At 60.5% G+C, this 21,232-nt stretch carries 20 protein-coding genes; 10 read left to right on the forward strand and 10 right to left on the reverse strand.

Features of this window, described 5'->3' with window-relative positions; all coding sequences use genetic code 11:
* Positions 1–108: 108 nt before the first annotated feature.
* The 3 genes from dnaQ to ACSFE6_RS24145 form a co-directional block, all read right to left on the reverse strand.
* On the reverse strand, positions 109–867 hold the full coding sequence (gene dnaQ / locus ACSFE6_RS24135) for a DNA polymerase III subunit epsilon (protein WP_435429937.1): 759 nt from the start codon (positions 865–867) through the stop codon (positions 109–111).
* A 198-nt stretch (positions 868–1,065) separates the two neighbouring features.
* Complete coding sequence (gene rnhA / locus ACSFE6_RS24140) at positions 1,066–1,518, reverse strand: ribonuclease HI (protein ID WP_095194944.1); 453 nt, start codon at positions 1,516–1,518, stop codon at positions 1,066–1,068.
* A gap of 94 nt (positions 1,519–1,612) precedes the next feature.
* Positions 1,613–2,371, reverse strand: a complete 759-nt coding sequence (locus ACSFE6_RS24145) for a methyltransferase domain-containing protein (protein ID WP_435429938.1) — start codon at positions 2,369–2,371, stop codon at positions 1,613–1,615.
* A 65-nt stretch (positions 2,372–2,436) separates the two neighbouring features.
* Between ACSFE6_RS24145 and gloB the strand changes: the two genes are divergently transcribed.
* The 8 genes from gloB to fabI all read left to right on the forward strand — a co-directional run bounded on the left by gloB (position 2,437) and on the right by fabI (position 13,205).
* The gene (gene gloB / locus ACSFE6_RS24150) at positions 2,437–3,204 is read left to right on the forward strand and encodes a hydroxyacylglutathione hydrolase (RefSeq protein ID WP_435429939.1); all 768 of its coding nucleotides are present in this window, start codon (positions 2,437–2,439) and stop codon (positions 3,202–3,204) included.
* 99 nt (positions 3,205–3,303) lie between these two features.
* Positions 3,304–4,752, forward strand: coding sequence for a LysM peptidoglycan-binding domain-containing protein (locus ACSFE6_RS24155; RefSeq protein WP_435429940.1), 1,449 nt, complete (start codon positions 3,304–3,306; stop codon positions 4,750–4,752).
* 279 nt (positions 4,753–5,031) lie between these two features.
* The gene (locus ACSFE6_RS24160; RefSeq protein ID WP_435429962.1) at positions 5,032–6,840 is read left to right on the forward strand and encodes an extracellular solute-binding protein; all 1,809 of its coding nucleotides are present in this window, start codon (positions 5,032–5,034) and stop codon (positions 6,838–6,840) included.
* Positions 6,837–8,678 (forward strand): extracellular solute-binding protein, encoded by a 1,842-nt coding sequence (locus ACSFE6_RS24165; RefSeq protein ID WP_435429941.1) that lies wholly within the window; start codon positions 6,837–6,839, stop codon positions 8,676–8,678. The genes ACSFE6_RS24160 and ACSFE6_RS24165 overlap by 4 nt, the downstream gene beginning before the upstream one ends.
* A 4-nt stretch (positions 8,679–8,682) precedes the next feature.
* A complete protein-coding gene (locus ACSFE6_RS24170; protein WP_435429942.1) occupies positions 8,683–9,756 on the forward strand; it encodes a microcin C ABC transporter permease YejB in 1,074 nt (357 codons plus the stop codon).
* 1 nt (position 9,757) lies between these two features.
* Positions 9,758–10,777: an ABC transporter permease gene (locus tag ACSFE6_RS24175; protein WP_435429943.1), complete on the forward strand. Its 1,020-nt coding sequence runs from the start codon at positions 9,758–9,760 to the stop codon at positions 10,775–10,777.
* A gap of 1 nt (position 10,778) precedes the next feature.
* Complete coding sequence (locus ACSFE6_RS24180) at positions 10,779–12,389, forward strand: ABC transporter ATP-binding protein (RefSeq protein ID WP_435429944.1); 1,611 nt, start codon at positions 10,779–10,781, stop codon at positions 12,387–12,389.
* Between the two features lie 21 nt (positions 12,390–12,410).
* Complete coding sequence (gene fabI / locus ACSFE6_RS24185; RefSeq protein ID WP_435429945.1) at positions 12,411–13,205, forward strand: enoyl-ACP reductase FabI; 795 nt, start codon at positions 12,411–12,413, stop codon at positions 13,203–13,205.
* A gap of 134 nt (positions 13,206–13,339) precedes the next feature.
* On the opposite strand, the gene ACSFE6_RS24190 is transcribed toward fabI, so the two are convergent.
* On the reverse strand, positions 13,340–14,233 hold the full coding sequence (locus ACSFE6_RS24190) for a LysR family transcriptional regulator (protein ID WP_435429946.1): 894 nt from the start codon (positions 14,231–14,233) through the stop codon (positions 13,340–13,342).
* Positions 14,234–14,346: 113 nt separating this feature from the next.
* Between ACSFE6_RS24190 and ACSFE6_RS24195 the strand changes: the two genes are divergently transcribed.
* On the forward strand, positions 14,347–14,772 hold the full coding sequence (locus ACSFE6_RS24195; protein ID WP_435429947.1) for a VOC family protein: 426 nt from the start codon (positions 14,347–14,349) through the stop codon (positions 14,770–14,772).
* A 141-nt stretch (positions 14,773–14,913) separates the two neighbouring features.
* On the opposite strand, the gene ACSFE6_RS24200 is transcribed toward ACSFE6_RS24195, so the two are convergent.
* From ACSFE6_RS24200 to ACSFE6_RS24225, 6 genes are all read right to left on the reverse strand, one after another.
* Positions 14,914–15,486 carry a GGDEF domain-containing protein gene (locus tag ACSFE6_RS24200; protein WP_435429948.1) on the reverse strand — a complete coding sequence of 191 codons (573 nt, stop codon included), beginning with the start codon at positions 15,484–15,486 and terminating at the stop codon, positions 14,914–14,916.
* 73 nt (positions 15,487–15,559) lie between these two features.
* On the reverse strand, positions 15,560–16,141 hold the full coding sequence (locus ACSFE6_RS24205) for a hypothetical protein (RefSeq protein WP_435429949.1): 582 nt from the start codon (positions 16,139–16,141) through the stop codon (positions 15,560–15,562).
* Between the two features lies 1 nt (position 16,142).
* Positions 16,143–18,311 (reverse strand): molybdopterin cofactor-binding domain-containing protein, encoded by a 2,169-nt coding sequence (locus tag ACSFE6_RS24210; RefSeq protein WP_435429950.1) that lies wholly within the window; start codon positions 18,309–18,311, stop codon positions 16,143–16,145.
* A 5-nt stretch (positions 18,312–18,316) separates the two neighbouring features.
* Positions 18,317–18,772, reverse strand: coding sequence for a (2Fe-2S)-binding protein (locus ACSFE6_RS24215; RefSeq protein WP_435429951.1), 456 nt, complete (start codon positions 18,770–18,772; stop codon positions 18,317–18,319).
* Positions 18,773–19,035: 263 nt separating this feature from the next.
* Positions 19,036–20,190, reverse strand: a complete 1,155-nt coding sequence (locus tag ACSFE6_RS24220; RefSeq protein ID WP_435429952.1) for an NnrS family protein — start codon at positions 20,188–20,190, stop codon at positions 19,036–19,038.
* Positions 20,190–20,438, reverse strand: coding sequence for a transmembrane sensor/regulator PpyR (locus ACSFE6_RS24225; protein WP_435429953.1), 249 nt, complete (start codon positions 20,436–20,438; stop codon positions 20,190–20,192). Before ACSFE6_RS24225 ends, ACSFE6_RS24220 begins: the two co-directional genes overlap by 1 nt.
* Before the next feature lie 264 nt (positions 20,439–20,702).
* Between ACSFE6_RS24225 and ACSFE6_RS24230 the strand changes: the two genes are divergently transcribed.
* Positions 20,703–21,206 (forward strand): VOC family protein, encoded by a 504-nt coding sequence (locus ACSFE6_RS24230; RefSeq protein WP_435429954.1) that lies wholly within the window; start codon positions 20,703–20,705, stop codon positions 21,204–21,206.
* Positions 21,207–21,232 lie beyond the last annotated feature (26 nt).

Raw genomic sequence — 21,232 nt, forward strand, 5'->3', positions numbered from 1 at the left:
CCCCCCCCCCCCCCCCCCCCCCCCCCCCCCCCCCCCCCCCCCCCCCCCCCCCCCCCCCCCCCCCCCCCCCCCCCCCCCCCCCCCCGGCTCCTACAGTACATCGGTGCGTCAGACCTGAGCTTCAGCCTCGGCCAATTGCAACCACAACGCCGGTCCACCCGCGGACTTGCTGATGATTTCCAGGCGCGCCGCATGCTGGGCCAGATCGTCTTCGCTGGCCCGGATGATGCGGGTCGGTTTGCGGTCGGCAGGCAATCGACGGATTTCAGTGGCCGAGTTGTCCGCGCCCTCGCCGGAACCATTGCCATCGGACGCATTGCCCGCCAGGGACAGGCTGGTCTGGCCGCCGGTCATGGTCAGGTAAACGTCGGCAAGAATCTCGGAGTCGAGCAAGGCGCCGTGCAGTTCACGGCCGGAGTTGTCGACGCCATAGCGCTTGCACAGGGCGTCGAGGCTGTTGCGCTGCCCAGGGTGACGCTCCCGGGCCATCATCAGGGTGTCGAGGACCGTGCAGTGTTGCGTAATGTCCGCACGATCGTGCTGGCCCATCAGGGCGAATTCGTTGTTGATGAAGCCAACGTCGAACGCCGCGTTATGGATGATCAGCTGTGCGCCCTTGATGAACTCGAAAAATTCTTCGGCCACCTCGGCAAAACGCGGTTTGCCCACCAGGAATTCATTGGTGATGCCGTGGACGCCAATGGCGCCTTCGTCACTCTCGCGGTCCGGTTGCAGGTATACGTGAAAATGCCGGCCCGTCAGGCGCCGACCGATCAGCTCGACACAACCGATTTCGATAATCCGGTGGCCGTCGGTCACCGGCATGCCGGTGGTTTCGGTATCGAGTACAACGGATCTGGTGGCCATCAGTGCTCAGCTCTCAATCGGTCAATCGTGCAAAAACGGCGATATTAACACGCTCGCCGGGGGCTTTCAGGTAGACCGTGTCGCCCCCTTCGCGAGCGGGCTCGCTCCCACATTCGCTCTGCGGTGAACACAACTTTTGTGTCCGCCCCAGATATTTTGTGGGAGCGAGCCTGCTCGCGAAGGCCGCAACGCAATAATTCAGGCCTGCTTGAACCCGCGTACTTCATCCACGCCACGGTTGGCCAGTTGGTCGGCCCGTTCGTTGCCGTGATGGCCAATGTGCCCGCGCACCCACTTCCAGGTCACATTATGGCGGTTGACCTGCTCGTCGAGCATTTTCCACAGATCGGCGTTTTTCACCGGCTCTTTCGCAGCGGTCTTCCAGCCGCGCTTTTTCCAGTTGGCCATCCACTCGTTGATGCCTTTCATCACGTACTGCGAGTCGGTGACCAGCAGCACGTCGCAGGGACGCTTGAGTTCTTCCAGGCCACGGATCGCCCCCATCAGCTCCATGCGGTTGTTGGTGGTGTTGGCTTCGCCACCCCAGAGCTCCTTTTCGACGCCCTTGCACACCAGCAACGCGCCCCAGCCGCCAGGGCCAGGATTGCCTTTGCAGGCACCATCGGTGAACAGTTCTACGCTATCGCTCATGCCAATCTATCCAGAAAAATGCGGTGGCTCGCCGATCCGTGATCGACAACGCCCGAGACCGGGAACAATCCCGACCGGAAATAAAAAGTGAGTATTACGGTTCGATGCGGCGGCGGTTGACCTTGGCCATCGGCAAGGGAATCAGCTTGCCCATCGGTTCGCGTCGTTCCTGACGGACGGGCCGTAAGCCCACCACGATCTTGCGCGCGACCAATAGATAGAAGCCGCCTCCGGACAATTGCCAGTCACCGGCCTTGCGCTCCCAACCAGCCAGACGGGTCTGCCAGGCGGGCGAAGCCAGCGGCGGACGATAGCACCCGTAGCGGCGTTTCTCCAGCGCGAAGCCCAGCAGGTTCAGCCAGTCGGCAACCCGCGAAGGCGAGATGCAGCGGGCCTTGCGCATCGCATCATGAGCAAACACATGACGCAGGCCCCAACTGCTCCAGGGGTTGATGCCGATGATCAGCAGGTGCCCGCCGGGCCGAACACTGCTCGCGGCCTCCCGCAGCAAACCGTGGGGCGACAGGCAGAAATCCAACCCATGCTGCAACACCACCACATCGGCGGCGTGCTCGCTCAATGGCCAGGCCTGCTCCTCACAGACAATCTCGACGCCCGGCAACGGCGCACCCAGGCGCACATTGCGCTGGACCTGAGGCGCCGATGGCGGTGTCTGGGCCGAGGGACCGTAATGCACCAGATAGCCGCCGAAAAAGCGACCCAGCTCTTCTTCGAGCATGCGCCGTTCTTCATCCAGCAAAAACTGCCCGATCGGACCGGACAGCCACTCACGGGCCGCGCCAATCAACGCCAGCCAGTCGGGATCGGCCTGAGCGAACGCTTTATCGGTCATTGCATTCTCCAACGCGCCAGGAAGTTCTAAGATGCGCCATTGTTTTCCGCTTGGCGAATCCGACGATGATACAGATCAGTGCCCTGCCCGCCTTTACCGACAACTACATCTGGTTGTTACAAGATCCCGCCACCCGGCGCTGCGCCGTGGTCGATCCTGGCGATGCCGTGCCGGTACAGGCCTGGCTCCTGGCCAATCCGGACTGGGTGCTGAGCGATATTCTGATCACTCACCATCACCATGACCATGTCGGCGGCGTCGAACAGCTCAAGAAAGCGACGGACGCAAAGGTCTACGGTCCAGCCAGCGAAAATATTCCAAGTCGGGACACCGCGCTCAAGGATAACGATCGCATCACCGTGCTGGGCCATGACTTCGAGATCATCGCCGTGCCCGGCCATACCCTGGGCCACATTGCCTATTATCACCCTGGCCTGTTGTTTTGTGGCGACACCCTGTTCGCTGCCGGTTGCGGGCGCCTGTTCGAAGGCACGCCAAAACAGATGCACGCCTCGCTGTCGCGCCTGGCGGCGCTTCCCGAAGATACGCAGGTGTATTGCACCCATGAATACACCCTGAGCAACCTGCGCTTCGCCGCTGCCGTGGAACCGGACAACCCGGATACCCTCGAACGCCTGGCCACCGTCACCCGGCAACGGGAAGCCGGGGTCATTACACTGCCGTCCACGATCGCCCTGGAAAAGAGAACCAATCCGTTTTTGCGCGCAGCCGAAACATCCGTTAAAGAAAAAGCGGACGAACGGACCGGCACCGATAACTCTGCGCCGGATATGGTTTTTGCGACGCTGAGGGCTTGGAAAGACACGTTCTAAAGAGCTTGCACGATGGTACGAAAACCATGAATGGTTGACCGTAGGGGGTGCGCTTTCTAGAATCGCCCGACATTTTTGCCCGGAACTCACGTTCAGCCAATGTCGCCATCCATTCGCAAAGCCATCAATTCGGACGCTCTGACCCGCCTGGCGCAAGCCATAGCGGTGGCTGTGTCCGCGACATTGGCGGGCTGTTCCAGCCATGCGCCGCAAACCGATGCGGCGCACACTCCGAATATTGCCGCACGCGCCAAGCAGAAGCCCGTCTGGCTCAGCGAAAAGCCGAGCCCGCAGATTCCGCAGGATGTCTGGGAGCGTATGCGCCAGGGCTTCCAGTTGCAGGACGGCCTGGGCGTCAACCCGCGCATCGAGCAACAGCGCCTGTGGTTCGCCAGCAATCCGTCCTTCCTCGAAAACGCGGGCGAACGCGGCAGTCTCTACATCCATTACATCGTTGAGCGTCTTGAAGAACGCAACATGCCGCTGGAGCTGGCGCTGCTGCCGGTGATTGAAAGCAACTACAACCCGATGGCCTATTCCCGGGCCGATGCGGTTGGCCTGTGGCAATTCATCCCGTCCACCGGTCGTTACTTCAACCTGCGCCAGACCCGTTTCTATGATGGCCGTCGCGATATCACCGCTTCGACCACCGCTGCGATGGATTACCTGACGCGCCTGCACGACATGTTCAACGGCGACTGGCTGTTGGCCCTCGCCGCTTACAACGCCGGTGAAGGCACGGTCAGCCGGGCCATCGAGCGTAACGAAAAGCTTGGCCTGCCGACCGACTACTGGAACCTGCCATTGCCTTCCGAGACCCAGGCCTATGTGCCCAAGTTGCTGGCACTGTCGCAAGTGGTGATGGCGCCAGAAGCGTACGGCGTGAACCTCAACCCGATCGCCAACGAACCGTATTTCCAGGTCGTCGAAATCAACCAGCGCATGGATCTGTCCAAGGTCGCTGCGGTGGCCAACATCGACGAAGACGAACTGTTCCAGCTCAATCCGGCCTTCAAGCAGCGCACCACCATCGACGGCCCCCAGCATTTGCTGGTACCGACGTCCAAGGCGCAATTGCTGACCACCAGCCTGCAAACCATGCGTCCTGAAGAGCTGATCAGCAAGAAGCCGCTCAAGCCGGTCTTCGAGGGTGCGGACAGCACTGCAGTAGCCAGCGTCAAACGCAGCTACCGGGTCAAGCGCGGCGACAACCTCGGCTCCATCGCCAAGGCCAACGACGTCGACGTCAAGGACTTGCAGCGCTGGAACAAGCTGAGCGGAAAGAACCTCAAGCCGGGTCAGACGCTGGTCCTGCAAGACACCAGCAAACGTAATTCCGGCCGCATTAACACCGTGGTCGCGGCCAACGCCAAAAGCCGGAGCGAAACCAAAAAGCCACAGGCCAAGTACAAAGTCCAGCAGGGTGACTCACTGTACATCGTGGCCAAGCGCTTCAATGTCGAAATGCAACACCTCAAGCGCTGGAACCCGCGTGTCGGCCAGGCGCTCAAGCCCGGCCAGATGCTAACGGTATCGAACCCGCACTAATTAATGAGCCCCTGACATTCAGGGGCTTTTTTTGCCCGCTAATTAAGCCTTCCCCAGTAGGAGCGAGCAAGCTCGCGATGGTGGTTAACGATGGCGCGTGCTGATTGGTTCAACACGTTATCGTTCACGCCCATCGCGAGCTTGCTCGCTCCTAAAAGGGATTGGGTTTGCTTTAAGCCCCCGGCTTTTTCCTGTCCATACAAGCTGTTACTGTACGAGCCACAAAGCCCAAGCCGCCTGGATCGGATTCCTTACTTGAAGCGTGCCCTCCTCTCGCTCCTGATCAGCCTGGCCTTGAGCTCTACCGCAAGTGCGACGATCAGTGAAAGCCATGGTTACGCGCAGTTCGGCACGCTCAAGTACCCGGCCAGATTTACCCATTTCGACTGGGTCAACCCGCAAGCGCCCAAGGGCGGTACGTTGCGGGTGATGGCGTTTGGCACCTTCGATACGCTCAACCCTTATACCTTCAAGGGCACCAGCCCGGTCGCCACGCCAAATTTCCTGCAATACGGCATCAACGAGCTCAATGAGCCGTTGATGGTCGGTACCGGTCAATACGCGCCCTCCGGCGACGAGCCGACCTCCAGCTACGGCCTCATCGCCCAATCGGTGGAGTACAGCGAGGACCGCAGCTGGGTGGTGTTCAACCTGCGCCCCGAAGCCCGCTTCCACGATGACACGCCGATTACCGCCTATGACGTGGCATTTTCCTACCGCTTGCTGCTCAAGGAAGGCCATCCGCAGTACCGCACCAACCTGCAGGAAGTGTTGCGTGTCGACATCCTCAATCCGCAGCGCATTCGTTTCGTGTTCAAGCGCGCCGGTAATCCCCTGCTGATCCTTCGCCTGGGCGAGTTACCGGTGCTGCCACAGCATTACTGGAAAGGTCGCGACTTCAAGGCCACCACCTTCGAGCCGCCGCTGGGCAGCGGGCCGTATCGCATAACCTCGGTCACGCCGGGGCGACAGATCGTGTTCGAACGGGTCAAGGATTACTGGGGCAAGGACCTGCCGGTCAATCGCGGCAAGTACAATTTCGACCGCATGGACGTCGAGTTCTATCGCGACAGTGATGTGGCGTTCGAAGCGTTCAAGGCCGGCGAATTCGATATCTATATCGAACACCAAGCGAAGAATTGGGCCACCGGCTACCGCTTTCCGGCGATCCGTCGCGGTGACGTGATCAAGGCGCAGATCCCGCACCAGATCCCGACGCAAAGCCAGGGCCTGTTCATGAACAGCCGCCGCCAGACATTCTCCGAGGCGAAGGTGCGTGAAGCATTGGGGTTGATGTTCGACTTCGAGTGGACCAACCGCACCCTGTTCAGCAGTGCCTACAAACGCGCCATGAGCTACTACCCCAACAGCGAGTTCTCCGCCACTGGGTTGCCGGTTGGCCATGAGTGGTTGCTGCTCAAGCCTTATCGCGAGCAATTACCCGCCAGGATGTTCACGGAACCGTTCAGCCTGCCGAAGACCCAGGGGCGTGGCATCCCCCGGGAAACCATGCGCCAGGCCCTGACGTTGCTCGCCGAAGCCGGCTGGAAACTCAGCGGACAACGCTTGCAGAACGCCGCCGGGCAACCCTTGAACCTGGAGATTCTGCTAGTCAATCCGAACCTGGAACGCATCCTTCAGCCCTACGTCGAAAACCTGGTCAGCATTGGCATCGATGCGCGGCTACGCACGGTCGATCGCGCGCAGTACAAACAGCGCCTCGACCAGTTCGATTTCGACATGATTCTGATGACCCTGAATCAAACCCTCAGTCCCGGCCTGGAACAGTGGCAGTACTTCCATTCCAGCCAGGCCGGCGTCAAGGGCAGCAAGAACTACGCAGGTATTGCCAACCCGGTGGTCGACCACTTGCTCGATCAATTGCTCGCCGCCAAGACCCGCGATGACCAAGTCGCCGCCGGCAAGGCGCTCGACCGCGTGCTGCTGTGGCAGCACTACATCATTCCCAACTGGTACCTCAATTATCACCGCCTGGCTTACCGCAACCGGTTCGCCTTCGTCACCACGCCGCCCTACACCCTGGGCCTGAGTGCATGGTGGCTGAAATCTTCGGAGAAAGATCGATGAAACCCATCAGCGCCCTGCTCCTGCAGGCTGGCGCCCTGTTGTTCGCAGGGTGGGTCAATGCCGCCCCGCAACATGCCGTCACCCTGTACAACGAGTCGCCTAAATACCCGGCCGATTTCAAACACTTTGAATACGTCAACCCGGACGCGCCCAAGGGCGGCATCTTCCGCCAGGCCGGCTTCGGTGGTTTCGACAGTCTCAACCCGTTCATCAGCAAGGGCGTGTCGGCCAACGACATCGACCTGATCTACGATACCCTGGCCAAGCAGAGCCTCGATGAGCCTTTCACTGAATACGGTCTGATCGCCGGCAAGATCGAGAAGGCCCCGAATAACGACTGGGTGCGCTTCTATCTGCGCCCCGAAGCTCGTTTCAATGACGGTCACCCAGTGCGCGCCGAGGACGTGGTGTTCAGCTTCCAGACCCTGATCAAGGACGGCGCGCCGATGTACCGCGGCTACTACAGCGACGTCGCCGAGGTGGTCGCCGAAGATCCGCTGACGGTGCTGTTCAAGTTCAAGCACAGCAACAACCGTGAGCTGCCGCTGATCCTCGGCCAGTTGCCGGTACTGCCTAAACACTGGTGGGCAACCCGGGATTTCAACAAGGGCAACCTCGAGGTTCCACTGGGCAGCGGCCCGTACCAGGTCACCGAGGTCAAGGCCGGGCGCTCGGTGCGCTACGAGCGGGTCAAGGACTATTGGGGCAAGGACTTGCCGGTCAATCGCGGTTTCTACAACTTCGATGTCATGCTCACCGATTACTATCGCGACAACACCGTGGCGCTGGAAGGCCTCAAGGCCGGCCAGTTCGATTACTGGCTAGAGATGACCGCCAAGAACTGGGCCAACGCCTACAATATCCCGGCGGTGACCGAGGGCCGACTGATCAAGGAACAGATCCCCAACGGCAACCCCACGGGCATGCAGGGTTTCGTCTTTAACTTGCGTCGCCCGGTGTTCCAGGACGTGCGCGTGCGCCAGGCACTGACACTGTTGCTGGACTTCGAATGGACCAACAAGCAACTGTTCAACAGCGCCTACGCGCGCACCCGTAGTTACTTCGAGAATTCGGAAATGGCTGCCACCGGCCTGCCGGATGCCGATCAACTCGCGATCCTCGACCCGTTCCGCGGCAAGATTCCCGAGCAAGTGTTCAGCGAAGCGTTCCAGAACCCGGTCACAGACGGCAGCGGCATGATCCGCACCCAACAGCGCAAGGCTTATCAACTGCTGCAAGAGGCTGGCTGGCGCATCGTCGATGACAAGATGGTCGACACCACCGGCAAACCGGTAACCATTGAATTCCTGCTGGCCCAGACCGAGTTCGAACGGGTGCTGCTGCCGTTCAAACGCAACCTGAGCGACCTGGGCATCGACCTGGTGATCCGCCGGGTCGATGTCTCGCAGTACGTCAACCGCGTGCGCTCCCGGGACTTCGACATGATTGTCGGCAGCTTCCCGCAGTCCAACTCGCCGGGCAACGAACAACGCGAATTCTGGATGACCGCGGCCGCCGACAAACCCGGCAGTCGCAACTCCATGGGCCTCAAGGACCCGGTGGTGGATCAACTGGTCGAGCAACTGATCAACGCCGATTCACGAAAAAGCCTGGTGGCCCACGCCCGCGCACTGGACCGTGTACTGCAATGGGGCTATTACGTGATTCCTAACTGGCACATCAAGACCTGGCGCGTGGCCTACTGGAACCACATCGGCCATCCGAAGGTCTCGCCCAAATATGACATCGGCACGGCCACTTGGTGGGTCAAGCCCGATACCAAGCCGGCCATAGAGATCGAAACCAAATTGCAAGCCGACCCTGCGGGCACGGAGTAATCAGATGCTGGCGTATATCTTTCGGCGACTGCTGCTGATCATTCCGACCTTGTTCGGCATTTTGCTGATCAACTTCGTGATCATCCAGGCCGCGCCCGGCGGGCCAGTGGAGCAAATGATCGCCAAGCTCGAAGGCTTCGAAGGTGCTACCAGCCGCATCGCCGGTGGTGGCGCGGAAGTCTCGGTGGCCGGTTCCTCCTATCGCGGCGCTCAAGGCTTGGACCCCGCGCTGATCAAGGAAATCGAGCACATGTACGGCTTCGACAAATCGGCGCCGGAGCGTTTGTGGATCATGGTCAAGAACTACGCCACCCTGGACTTCGGTGACAGCTTCTTCCGCGATGCCAAGGTCATCGACCTGATCAAGGAAAAACTGCCGGTGTCGATTTCCCTCGGGTTGTGGAGCACCCTGATCATGTACCTGGTGTCGATCCCGCTGGGGATCGCCAAGGCGACGCGACACGGCAGCCACTTCGATGTCTGGACCAGCTCGGCGATCATCGTCGGCTACGCGATCCCGGCCTTCCTGTTTGCCATCCTGCTGATCGTGGTGTTTGCCGGCGGCAGTTATCTGGACTGGTTCCCGCTGCGCGGCCTGACGTCGAACAACTTCGATGAACTGAGCATGGGCGGCAAGATCCTCGACTACTTCTGGCACCTGGCGCTGCCGGTGACCGCGCTGGTGATCGGCAACTTCGCGACCATGACCCTGCTAACCAAGAACAGCTTCCTCGATGAGATCAACAAGCAATACGTGATCACCGCCAAGGCCAAGGGCCTGACCCGGCATCGCGTGCTGTACGGCCATGTGTTCCGCAACGCCATGTTGCTGGTGATCGCCGGCTTCCCATCGGCGTTCATCGGGATCTTCTTCACCGGCTCGCTGCTTGTAGAAGTGATCTTCTCCCTCGACGGCCTCGGCCTGATGAGTTTTGAAGCCGCGATCAACCGCGATTACCCGGTGGTCTTCGGCACGCTGTTCATCTTCACCCTGCTGGGGCTGGTGGTGAAGCTGATCGGCGACCTCACCTATACCTTCGTCGATCCGCGCATCGACTTCGAAAGCCGGGAGCATTGAGATGAACCTGTCCCCTCTCAATCGCCGACGCTTCGAACTGTTCAAGGCCAACAAACGCGGCTGGTGGTCGCTGTGGCTGTTTTTGATCCTGTTCGGCGCCAGCCTTGGCGCCGAGTTGATCGCCAATGACAAGCCGCTGGTGGTGCACTACGACAACGGCTGGTATTTCCCGGCGCTCAAGCGTTACCCGGAAACCACCTTCGGCGGCGAGTTTCCGCTGGAGGCCAACTACAAGAGCCCGTACATTCGCGAACTGCTCAAGGCCAAGGATGCCTGGGTGTTGTGGGCGCCGATCCCGTTCAGCTACCAGAGCATCAACTACGACCTCAAAGTCCCTGCGCCCGCGCCGCCATCCTCGGATAATCTGTTGGGCACCGACGACCAGGGTCGCGACGTGCTGGCCCGGGTGATCTACGGCTTCCGGGTTTCGGTGCTGTTTGCCCTGACCCTGACCTTGCTCAGCTCGATCATCGGCGTGATCGCCGGCGCCTTGCAGGGCTTCTACGGCGGCTGGGTCGACCTGGCCGGACAGCGTTTCCTGGAGATCTGGTCGGGGCTACCGGTGCTGTACCTGCTGATCATCCTCGCCAGTTTCGTGCAGCCGAATTTCTGGTGGCTGCTGGGGATCATGCTGCTGTTTTCCTGGATGAGCCTGGTGGATGTGGTCCGCGCCGAGTTCCTGCGTGGCCGCAACCTGGAATACGTGCGTGCGGCCCGGGCGCTGGGCATGCAGAATGGTTCGATCATGTTCCGCCATATCCTGCCCAATGCCATGGTCTCGACCATGACCTTCATGCCGTTCATCCTGACCGGCGCCATCGGCACCCTGACCGCCCTGGATTTCCTCGGTTTCGGCCTGCCCGCGGGCAGCCCGTCCCTGGGTGAGCTGGTGGCCCAAGGTAAATCCAACCTGCAGGCGCCGTGGCTGGGCATCAGCGCGTTTGCCGTGCTGGCGCTGATGTTGAGCCTGCTGGTGTTCATCGGCGAGTCCGCTCGCGATGCCTTCGACCCTAGGAAGTGAAATGAATCAGGACAATCTGATCGAAGTGCGCGACCTCGCCGTCGAGTTCGTCGTCGGCGCGCACAGCCAGCGGGTGGTCGAAAACGTCAGCTTCGACATCAAGCGTGGCGAAACCCTGGCGCTGGTGGGCGAAAGCGGTTCCGGCAAATCGGTGACCGCCCACTCGATCCTGCGCCTGCTGCCCTATCCGATCGCCCGGCACCCGTCAGGCACCATCGAGTATTCCGGGCGCAACCTGCTGGACCTCAAAGAGAAAACCATCCGCCACATCCGCGGCAACCGGATCGCGATGATCTTTCAGGAGCCGATGACCTCGCTCAATCCGCTGCACTCGATCGAAAAGCAGATCAATGAAGTGCTGGGCATCCACATGGGCCTCACCGGAAAAATCGCGACCAAACGCACCCTGGAACTGTTGGAGATGGTCGGCATTCCCGAACCTGAAAAACGCCTCAAGGCCCTGCCCCATGAACTATCCGGCGGCCAGCGCCAGCGGGTGATGATCGCCATGGCCCTGGCCAACGAGCCGGAATTGCTGATTGCCGACGAGCCGACCACGGCACTGGACGTGACCGTTCAGCTGAAAATCCTCGAATTGCTCAAGGATTTACAGGCAAGACTGGGCATGGCGCTACTACTGATCAGCCACGATTTGAACCTGGTGCGAAGAATTGCGCATCGTGTATGTGTCATGCAGCGCGGTTGCATCGTCGAACAGGCATCGTGCGAAGAGTTGTTCCGCGCGCCGCAGCATCCGTACACTCGGACCCTGCTGGCAGCGGAGCCCAGCGGCAAGCCTGCGACCAACGTGATCGGCCCGCCCTTGCTGGCGGTCGATGACCTGAAAGTCTGGTTTCCGATCAAGAAAGGCCTGCTCAAGCGCACGGTGGATTACGTCAAGGCGGTGGACGGCATCAATTTCAGCCTGCCCCAGGGCCAGACCCTGGGCATCGTGGGCGAAAGCGGTTCCGGCAAGTCGACGCTGGGTCTGGCGATCCTGCGGTTGATCGCCAGCCAAGGCGCCATACGTTTTGAAGGCAAGCAGCTAGACTGCCTGTCGCAGGAGCAAGTCAGGCCGCTACGGCGGGAGATGCAAGTGGTGTTTCAGGACCCGTTCGGCAGCCTGAGCCCACGGATGTGCGTGAGCCAGATCGTTGGCGAAGGCCTGCGGATCCACAAGATCGGCACTGAGGCGGAACAGGAACAAGCGATTATTGCGGCACTCAAGGAGGTAGGCCTGGACCCGGACACCCGGCACCGCTACCCCCACGAATTTTCCGGTGGGCAACGGCAGAGAATCGCCATTGCCCGGGCATTAGTGCTAAAACCGGCGTTGATTCTGCTGGACGAGCCGACTTCGGCCCTCGACCGGACCGTACAACGCCAAGTGGTGGAGCTTTTGCGTTCACTGCAAACCAAGTACAACCTGACGTATTTGTTTATCAGCCATGACCTGGCTGTCGTCAAGGCGCTGAGCCACCAGCTGATGGTGGTCAAGCATGGCCAAGTGGTCGAACAGGGAGACGCGCAAAGCATTTTTGCCGCCCCCCAACATCCGTATACACAGCAGTTGCTGGAAGCCGCTTTCCTGGCTCCGGAAACTGCGCAATAACCTGAAAGAGAGGAGCAACACATGGGTTTTCTCGCCGGTAAGCGCGTACTGATCGTCGGTGTCGCCAGCAAGCTGTCCATCGCATCCGGCATCGCTGCCGCCATGCATCGCGAGGGCGCTGAGCTTGCCTTCACTTATCAGAACGACAAACTCAAGGGTCGTGTCGAAGAGTTCGCACAAGGCTGGGGTTCGAGCCCTGAGCTGTGCTTCCCGTGCGACGTGGCCAGCGATGAAGAAATCGCCAAGGTTTTCGAAGAGCTGAGCAAGAAGTGGGACGGCCTGGACTGCATCGTGCACTCCGTGGGCTTCGCCCCGGGCGACCAACTGGACGGCGACTTCACCGAAGCCACCACCCGTGACGGTTTCCGCATCGCCCACGACATCAGTGCCTACAGCTTCGTCGCCCTGGCCAAGGCCGGTCGCGAAATGATGAAAGGCCGCAACGGCAGCCTGCTGACCCTGTCGTACCTGGGCGCCGAGCGCACCATGCCCAACTACAACGTGATGGGCATGGCCAAGGCTTCCCTGGAAGCCGGCGTGCGTTACCTGGCCGGTTCCCTGGGCCCGGAAGGCACCCGTGTCAACGCCGTTTCGGCAGGTCCGATCCGCACCCTGGCCGCTTCCGGCATCAAGAACTTCCGCAAGATGCTGGCCGCCAACGAAGCGCAAACTCCGCTGCGTCGTAACGTCACCATCGAAGAAGTCGGCAACGCCGGCGCGTTCCTGTGCTCGGACCTGGCTTCCGGCATCAGCGGCGAAATCATGTACGTGGACGGTGGCTTCAACACCACGGCCATGGGCAACATCGAAGAGTGATCTTCGATTAGCCACTAAAAAACCCGCCGCTTTGGCGGGTTTTTTTATGCCTGTAATTCCCGATTCCTGTAGGAGCGAGCATGCTCGCGATAAACCTGAGAACGCTAAGGGGTATCAGACCTCCCGCGTTATCGTTAACGTCCATCGCGAGCATGCTCGCTCCTACAGGGATGCGGAGTCAGACATTTTGCGAACAACTGCTGAATCGGCTGCTGGCGCTGGCTATACCGTTGCAACAGGACTATTTCCCGGTAGAAGGTCAGTTCGCCTAAACGAATCACCCTCACCTTCGCCCCATTCTCCAGCCACAGTCCCGCCTCGGGTAAGAGCGATACCCCCAAACCGCATTCAACCATTTTCACAATGGCCTCCAACTCATCAAGCTCCAGCGCCACGTGCACGTCGATCTGTTGTTCCCGCAGAAAGCGCGTGACCAAACGTCCGCCGAACGAGTTGCGGTCGTAGCGCACATGGGGATGTTCGGCGAGCAGCTTGAGCGGCTCATCGCCCTCCAGATCCATCGGCACGATCAGCACGAACGGCTCGCGGCGGATGACGTTCGCCGACAGTTCCTTGGGCAATTCGAACGGCGGTTTGATCAGGATGGCCAGGTCCACCTCGCCGGTATCGACCTGGCTCAACAGGTTCAGGGACACGCCCGGCACGAGCTTCGGCTCCAGGCGCGGCGCCTGCTGGCGCAATCGCAGCAGCGTCTGGGGCAATAATCCGGTCTGCACCGTGGCCACGGCACCGATTTTCAGTTCGCCCCGGTACTCGCTGAGGTCATCGCTGACCGCCATGCGGCCGAAAATCTCCAGCATCTCCCTGGCCATCGGCAAGGCGCGCTGCCCCGCTGCATTGAGCAATGCCTGACGTCCGGTGCGATCGAACAGGCGAATGCCGAGGGCCTGCTCCAGATTGCGGATCTGCGCGCTGACTGCCGACTGCGTCAGGCCGATATGCATGCCTGCCGCAGCGAACGTGCCGTAGCGCGCCACCGCGATAAAGGTTTTCAGTTCGCGCAGCATGACGCCCCTCGATTGATCGAAATAATTTGAGCTCGCCGCAAAAACTATCGTCTTTCAAACAAAAAACACAGAGATAAACTCAGCTTCAATTTCCCGTAACCGAGGCTCGACTGATGCAACTCTCCCCTTTTCACCTGGCCATTCCGGTTTACGACCTGGCCGCCGCGCGGCACTTCTATGGCAGCGTGTTTGGCCTGGAAGAAGGTCGCTCCAGTGATCACTGGGTGGACTTCAACTTTTTCGGTCATCAACTGGTGATTCACCTGGCGCCGAAAAACGCCTCACAGGAAGCCGCCCACACCAACGCTGTCGACGGCCACGACGTGCCGGTGCCGCATTTCGGCGTGGTGCTGGGGATGGCAGAATGGGAAGCGCTGGCGGATCGATTGAAATCACTGGAGACACGCTTCGTGATCGAGCCGGGGATTCGTTTTCAGGGGCTGGTCGGGGAACAGGCGACGATGTTTCTCTTCGATCCGTGCGGGAATGCTTTGGAGTTCAAGGCGTTCAAGGACATTGGGCAGTTGTTTGCCAAGTGAAGAGATGATTCGCCTGACAGGCCCTCATCGCGGGCAAGCCCGCTCCCACAGGTGCCATTGGCGGGCACAAATTGTGGGTACAACAGAGATCACTGTGGGAGCGGGCTTGCCCGCGATGGGGCCGGTGAATTCAACTCACCACTACCGCCCCATCACCTTCTGCGCCTCAACCAACAGCTCTTCAACCGAGCCATATACCTCAGGGTCGTACTCGAGCTGCCCGATGCTGAAACGTATGTCATACCCACGACGCGCCATTGCATTGCGCTCATCGAGCATTTCCTCGAGCCGCGCCTTGATTGCCGTGATATCCACGCCACAGGAGCCCGTGAGCAAGGCAACGAAGGTCGCGCCGTCCAGTCGACCGATCACATCGCTTTCCCGAAAACCTATGCGCAACACATCGGCAAAGGTTTTCAACGCGTTGTCGCCTTCGGAACGGCCAAACAAATAGTTGATACGCTTGAACTCATCGAGATTGAAGAACAGCAGGGTCGCGGGCCGCTCCAGCTGCATGCAGGCCTCCAGGCCCAATTCAGCCAGGGCAATGAATCCGTGTCGGTTGGGCAGCAGCGTCAACTCGTCCATGCTTGCCATCTGCACCCCGATCAGCTCTTGCTCAGCCTTGCGGGCGAGATCGCGCAGCAATTCGCGTTCCTGTTGTGGCGTCCCTGCACATACACCTGCTTTGTGCGGTTTGCCTGAAGTCAGCATCACATACTCCCTTGGAGGGTATGTTCCTTAGAGTCCTCGAGACCGGTATGACTCCGTATTCATTGACCGGTGGTCAAGTTCCCTGCACTGGGCAAGGCCCTCCAGCGTCGGCCCAGAGTTTGAACTGAGTGACAAAAATGTCATGGGGCACCGGCACCGGTGCACGGTTACCACCGGGATTCCAGCCCCACAGCACCAGCTTGTCTTCGCTGACGTGCTTGATCAGCGCCGCGAAATCACGATCGCCGTTACGCGCGCGATCCTTGATCATGCTGCACAGCTGGTCGGGCGGCAGGCCGATCCAGGCCATTTTGTGCGCTGCCGGTGGCAGGCTCCAATGGGGGGCTCCTGGTGGCGCCTTGGGGCCGTAACTGGCCGGCGGATTGGCTTCAGCATGACAACTGGCGCAGGGCAAGCCCGCCGCGCCTTTACCGTCCATGCCACGCACGACGTTCATCGCGTGTGGGGTGCCGGCATCGAACTGCAATGGCGAGTCGCCGGGAATGTGGCAGTTCTGGCAACGGGGGTTCTGGAAGACTTGCTGCACGGTGTCGAAGGCCTTCAGTCCCTCTTTATCATCGGCAAACAGTTCCGTGGCGTAGATGAAAAGACAGATCAACAGCACTGCGCCGAGCAACCAGTGATGTCGTTTCATCTCACACCCCCGACAACTGCAACGGCAGCTCACGCAGGCGTTGCCCGGTCAGGGCGAACACCGCGTTGGCCACGGCCGGCGCCGTGGGTGGCACGCCGGCCTCGCCGATGCCACCGGGTTTTTCGCTGCTGGGCAGGATATGCACCTCCACCACCGGCATCTCGTTGAGCCGCAAGACCTGGTAATCGTGGTAGTTGGACTGCACCACTTGCCCGTCCTTGATCGTCAGTTTGCTGTGCAAGGTGAAGCCCAGGCCAAAGGCGATGCACGATTCCATCTGCGCCTCGATGCTCCTGGGGTTGACCGCAATCCCGCAGTCCACCGCACACACCACCCGATGCACGCGGATCGCCAGGTTGTCCTGGGACACCTCGGCAACCTGGGCCACATAACTGCCGAACGATTCATGCACGGCAACGCCCAAGACATGGCCGTCCGGCAGCGGCGCCTTCCAGTTGGCCTTCTCCACCGCCAGGTTCAGCACACCGAGGTGCCGCGGATGGTCCTTGAGCAAGGTCCGCCGGTACTCCACCGGGTCCTTGCTCGCCGCTGCGGCCAACTCATCGATCAGCGACTCCATCACGAAAGCGGTATGGGTGTGCCCCACTGATCGCAGCCACAACACGCTGATACCGGTTTTTGGTGAATGCAGTTCAACCTGATGGTCGGCCAAACCTTCGAGGTAAGGACTATCCACTACACCTTCGACGGAGGTCTTGTCGATACCGTTCTTGACCATGGCCGCTTCGAGCGAGGTGCCGGCCATGATCGACTGCCCGACCAGCACATGCTTCCACGCCATCGGCAGACCATCGGCCCCCAGGCCGACGCGCGCCTGATGCAGGAAGGCCGAACGGTAATAGCCACCCCGGATGTCATCCTCCCGGGCCCACACGGTTTTCACCGGCGCCCCCGCCGCCTTGGCTACCTGAACCGCTTCGGCGACAAAGTCCGAAGTCGGGTTGGCCCGCCGGCCGAAACCGCCGCCGAGGAACTCGGTGTGAATTTCCACCTGTTCGGGTTTGAGCCCGGTGATTTTCCCGGCGATCATCTGATCCAGGGTCTGGAACTGCGTCCCGGTCCAGATCTCGCATTTATCCTGAGTGATTTTCACCGTGCAGTTGAGTGGCTCCATCGGCGCATGGGCCAGATACGGCACGCTGTATTCGACGTCGAGGGTCTTGACCGACTTGGCCAGCGCCGCCTTGATATCGCCGGCCTGACTGGCCGGCATGCCGGGCGTGGCGGCCAGTTTACGAAAGCTCTCCAGCAGTTTCTGGCTGTCGAGCCCGGCGTTCGGCCCCAGATCCCACTCGACGTGCAACGCATCGCGCCCCAATTTCGCCGCCCAATAGTGATCGGCAATCACCGCCACGCCGCTGGGCACCTGCACCACTTTGTGCACGCCAGGGATCGCCAGCGCTTCGGCGCCTTCGAAGGATTTGACGCTGCCGCCAAACACCGGCGAGCGGGCGACCATGGCGGTCATCAGGCCATCGAACTGCACGTCCATGCCGAACTTGGCGCGACCGGTGATTTTCTCCGGCGTGTCCAGACGCCGGGTGGGCTTGCCGATGAGCGTCCAGTCTTTCGCGTCCTTGAGCTTGATCGACGCCGGGTCCGGCACCGGTAGCTTACCGGCGTCATCGGCCAGTTCGCCGTAGGTGGCGCGCTGATCGCCGGCCATCACCACGCCTGATTCGGTGCGAATCGCCGAAGGCGCGATATTAAATCGCTTGGCCGCGGCCTCGATCAACATCAACCGCGCCGCCGCGCCGGCCTGGCGGTAGCGGTCGAACTCCATCCAGGTCGAGGTCGATCCACCGGTGATCTGCATGCCGCCGAATCCGGCCAGACCGTAGTCCTTGGCCGAGGCCGGGGCATGTTCGACGCGGATTTTCGACCAGTCGGCGTCCAGTTCTTCAGCGATCAACATGGTCAGGCCGGTCCAGATGCCCTGGCCCATTTCCGAGTGTCCGAGCAGCACCGTGACGCTGTTGTCATTGCCGATGCGCAAAAAGGCATTGGGTGCGAACACATCGCCCTGATTCTCGGCGCCCAAGGCAAAGCGATGGGCGCCGGGAATGACAAACGCCACCACCAGTCCGCCGCCCAGCACAGCACTGCCCTTTAAAAAACCACGACGCGACAACGGATTGAAGCTGTTCATGGCCATCAACCCAATTGGGCGGCGCGTTTGACCGCCGCGCGAATTCTTGGGTAGGTGCCGCAGCGGCAGATATTGCCGGACAACGCCTGGTCGATGTCGCTGTCGGTCGGTTGCGGGATCTTCGCCAGCAACGCCGCCGCCGACATGATCTGCCCGGACTGGCAGTAACCGCACTGGACCACATCGAGTTCGGCCCAGGCTTGCTGAACCGGATGGGAGCCGTCGCTGGACAAGCCTTCGATGGTGAGGATTTTCTGCCCATGGGCCACGGCCGTGGCAGGCGTGATGCAGGAGCGCAGCGGCGCTCCATCGACGTGCACGGTGCAGGCACCGCATTGGGCCATGCCGCAGCCGAACTTGGTGCCGGTCAGGTGCGCGACATCACGCAGGACCCAAAGTAATGGCATGTCCGCGGGGACATCCAGTTCCTGATCCTTGCCATTGATATTGAGGGTCAGCATTGCGAAGCTCCTCAGACTCACGGTGTTCTGAAGGGGGCGTTGCTGTGGCCGTCAACGACCTACGCGCGCCTCGGGTTATCCCTTCAGCTAAGTCCAATTTGCCTCGCAGGCCGAAATGTATCGACCACCGGTCACAATGATCCACCTCGGTGGGTGGGGAAAACCACAATCCTTGTGGGAGCGAGCCTGCTCGCGAACGCGGTGCATCAGGCGACATCAATGTTGAATGAGCAGGCTCGCTCCCACAGTATGCTCGGTGAAGGCTATACCCTCGGCTTGAGCAGAATGTTGGTATAGCGCCAGAGAAACAGGCCGAACGCCACGCACCAGAGCAGCGCCGACAACCCCAGACCCAGCCCGGAAAACGGCACCAGCAGCACCCGCACCAGACCCGCCACCAGCACCAGGGCAAACCCCACCACGATGGCCTTCGATGGCTGCAATGGCCGCCCGGTATGGCCGAGACTGACCCGAGCGATCATCGCCAGAATCAACCCGCCAATACCGCCCACCGCCAGCGAATGGGTGGCCAGGCTCTGTTGCGGCAGCAGGCCTGCGTGCCAGAGGACCATGGCAAACACCGCCACCACCAGCCAGACATAAGACAGGTACAGCGACCACAGCAGTGGCACGCGCCACATTCCCCGATCGTGCCAGCGCCACAGGCGCATCAGGTGCAAGGCGCCCATCAGCACAAACAACACCGCCAGCCAAAGACTGGGAACGTCTTGCAGCCCGAGGGCGAATGTCAGCGCTGCCAGCAAACCACTCACCAGCAGGATTCGGGTCGGCCATGGGCTGGCGGCCGGTTGTGCCGGACGATTCAAGCCGCGCTGGATGAAGAATGGAATCACGCGCCCGCCAATCACGCTCATCAACGCGCCTACCAGCCACAGGGCAGCCAGTACCCCGCGCCGTTGCAGGCCTGCGTCGTCGGTCGACAGGCCCCACAAAGTCATGACCTGACAACCGGTCAGAAAGGTGACCATCAACAGGATCGGGTAGTTTTCACGCTTGCCGGCGCCGATCAGATCGCGTCCGAGTACGGTGATCAGCAGAGGCAGGAAAGGCAACTGCAACAGCAGCAGCAACCCGGGCGGAATTGGCATCAACCACGCCAGTCGCGCCAGCAGCCAGACCAGCACCAGCCCGAACAACGGCCAGCCCTTGAGTCCCGGACGACCTGTCCAGTTCGGCACCGCCGTCAGCAGGAACCCGGCGATGATGGCTGCGGCAAATCCGAACGGCATTTCGTGTCGATGCCAGGCCAGCATGCCGCCCACTGGTTGCGCGCTGGGCAAACGGCCGTACAGCCATAGGGCCCAGATCGCCACTGCCAGCGTGGCGAACGCGGCTCCGGCCAGAAAGAACGGGCGAAAACCAAGACTGAATACAGATGTTTCGACCAGTTTGCGCATCACGCCAGCGTCCCAATCAGTGGTTTGCTCAAGCGGTGCTGGGCCAGCAAACGCATGACGTAACCGATTTTCAGCAGGGTCGGCCCGACGATGGTCATGGCGTGCAACGATACCTGGGCCAGGATCGTCAGATGACCGCCATAGAGGTAGGCGCCGTAGATCCCGGCCAACAACATGGCCAGGCCGACGCCGAGTACACGGCTCGACAGATGCAGAACATTCTGAGGATTGCTGAAGAAATGGAACATTTTCCGTACTCCTGAAGCAGTTCAGTTGTACATGAGTTCTATCAAGTCTCGTGCCAGATCCCTAACCCCTGTGAATCAGGGGCTTGGCCCGAAACGTGTCATTACGACTCATTATCAATAGAGTCATTATGACCACTAACAGGGTCTTTTTGACAGCACTCATGCCCTCCCATTACACACTTGTCGATCTACGGCACAACCAGGCGAGCCCAGGCTGGCTACGCTGATATTCCAGCATGCAAAAACCTGCCAGGGAGACCCGCCATGCTTCATCCTCAAAAAATCACCCCCTGCCTGTGGTTCGATGGTCAGGCCGAAGAGGCTGCGAAGTTCTATTGCGCGATTTTCGATCATGCAAAAATCACCGCCATCACCCACTACGGCAAGGCCGGCCAGGAAATCCACGGTCACCCGGAAGGCTCGGTGCTGACCGTCAGCTTCGAACTTGACGGGCAGAGTTTCACGGGCTTGAACGGGGGGCCGAACTTCAAATTCAGTGAAGCGATCTCCTTCCAGGTCAACTGCCAGACCCAGGAAGAGGTCGATCACTTCTGGGGACGGTTGTCCGACGGCGGACCGGTGGAAGCTCAACAGTGTGGCTGGCTTAAGGACAAATTCGGCGTGTCGTGGCAGATCGTGCCGGTGGCGATGATGGACATGCTCAAAGATCCCGACACGGTCAAATCCCAGCGGGCCATGGCCGCGATGATGCAGATGAAAAAACTCAATATCGCCGAACTGCAACGAGCCTTTAACGGCGAGAGCTAATACACTCCGGGGCTGATCTGCCGAGG

The organism is Pseudomonas baetica (assembly GCF_051216495.1).
Lineage (GTDB): Bacteria > Pseudomonadota > Gammaproteobacteria > Pseudomonadales > Pseudomonadaceae > Aquipseudomonas > Aquipseudomonas baetica_B.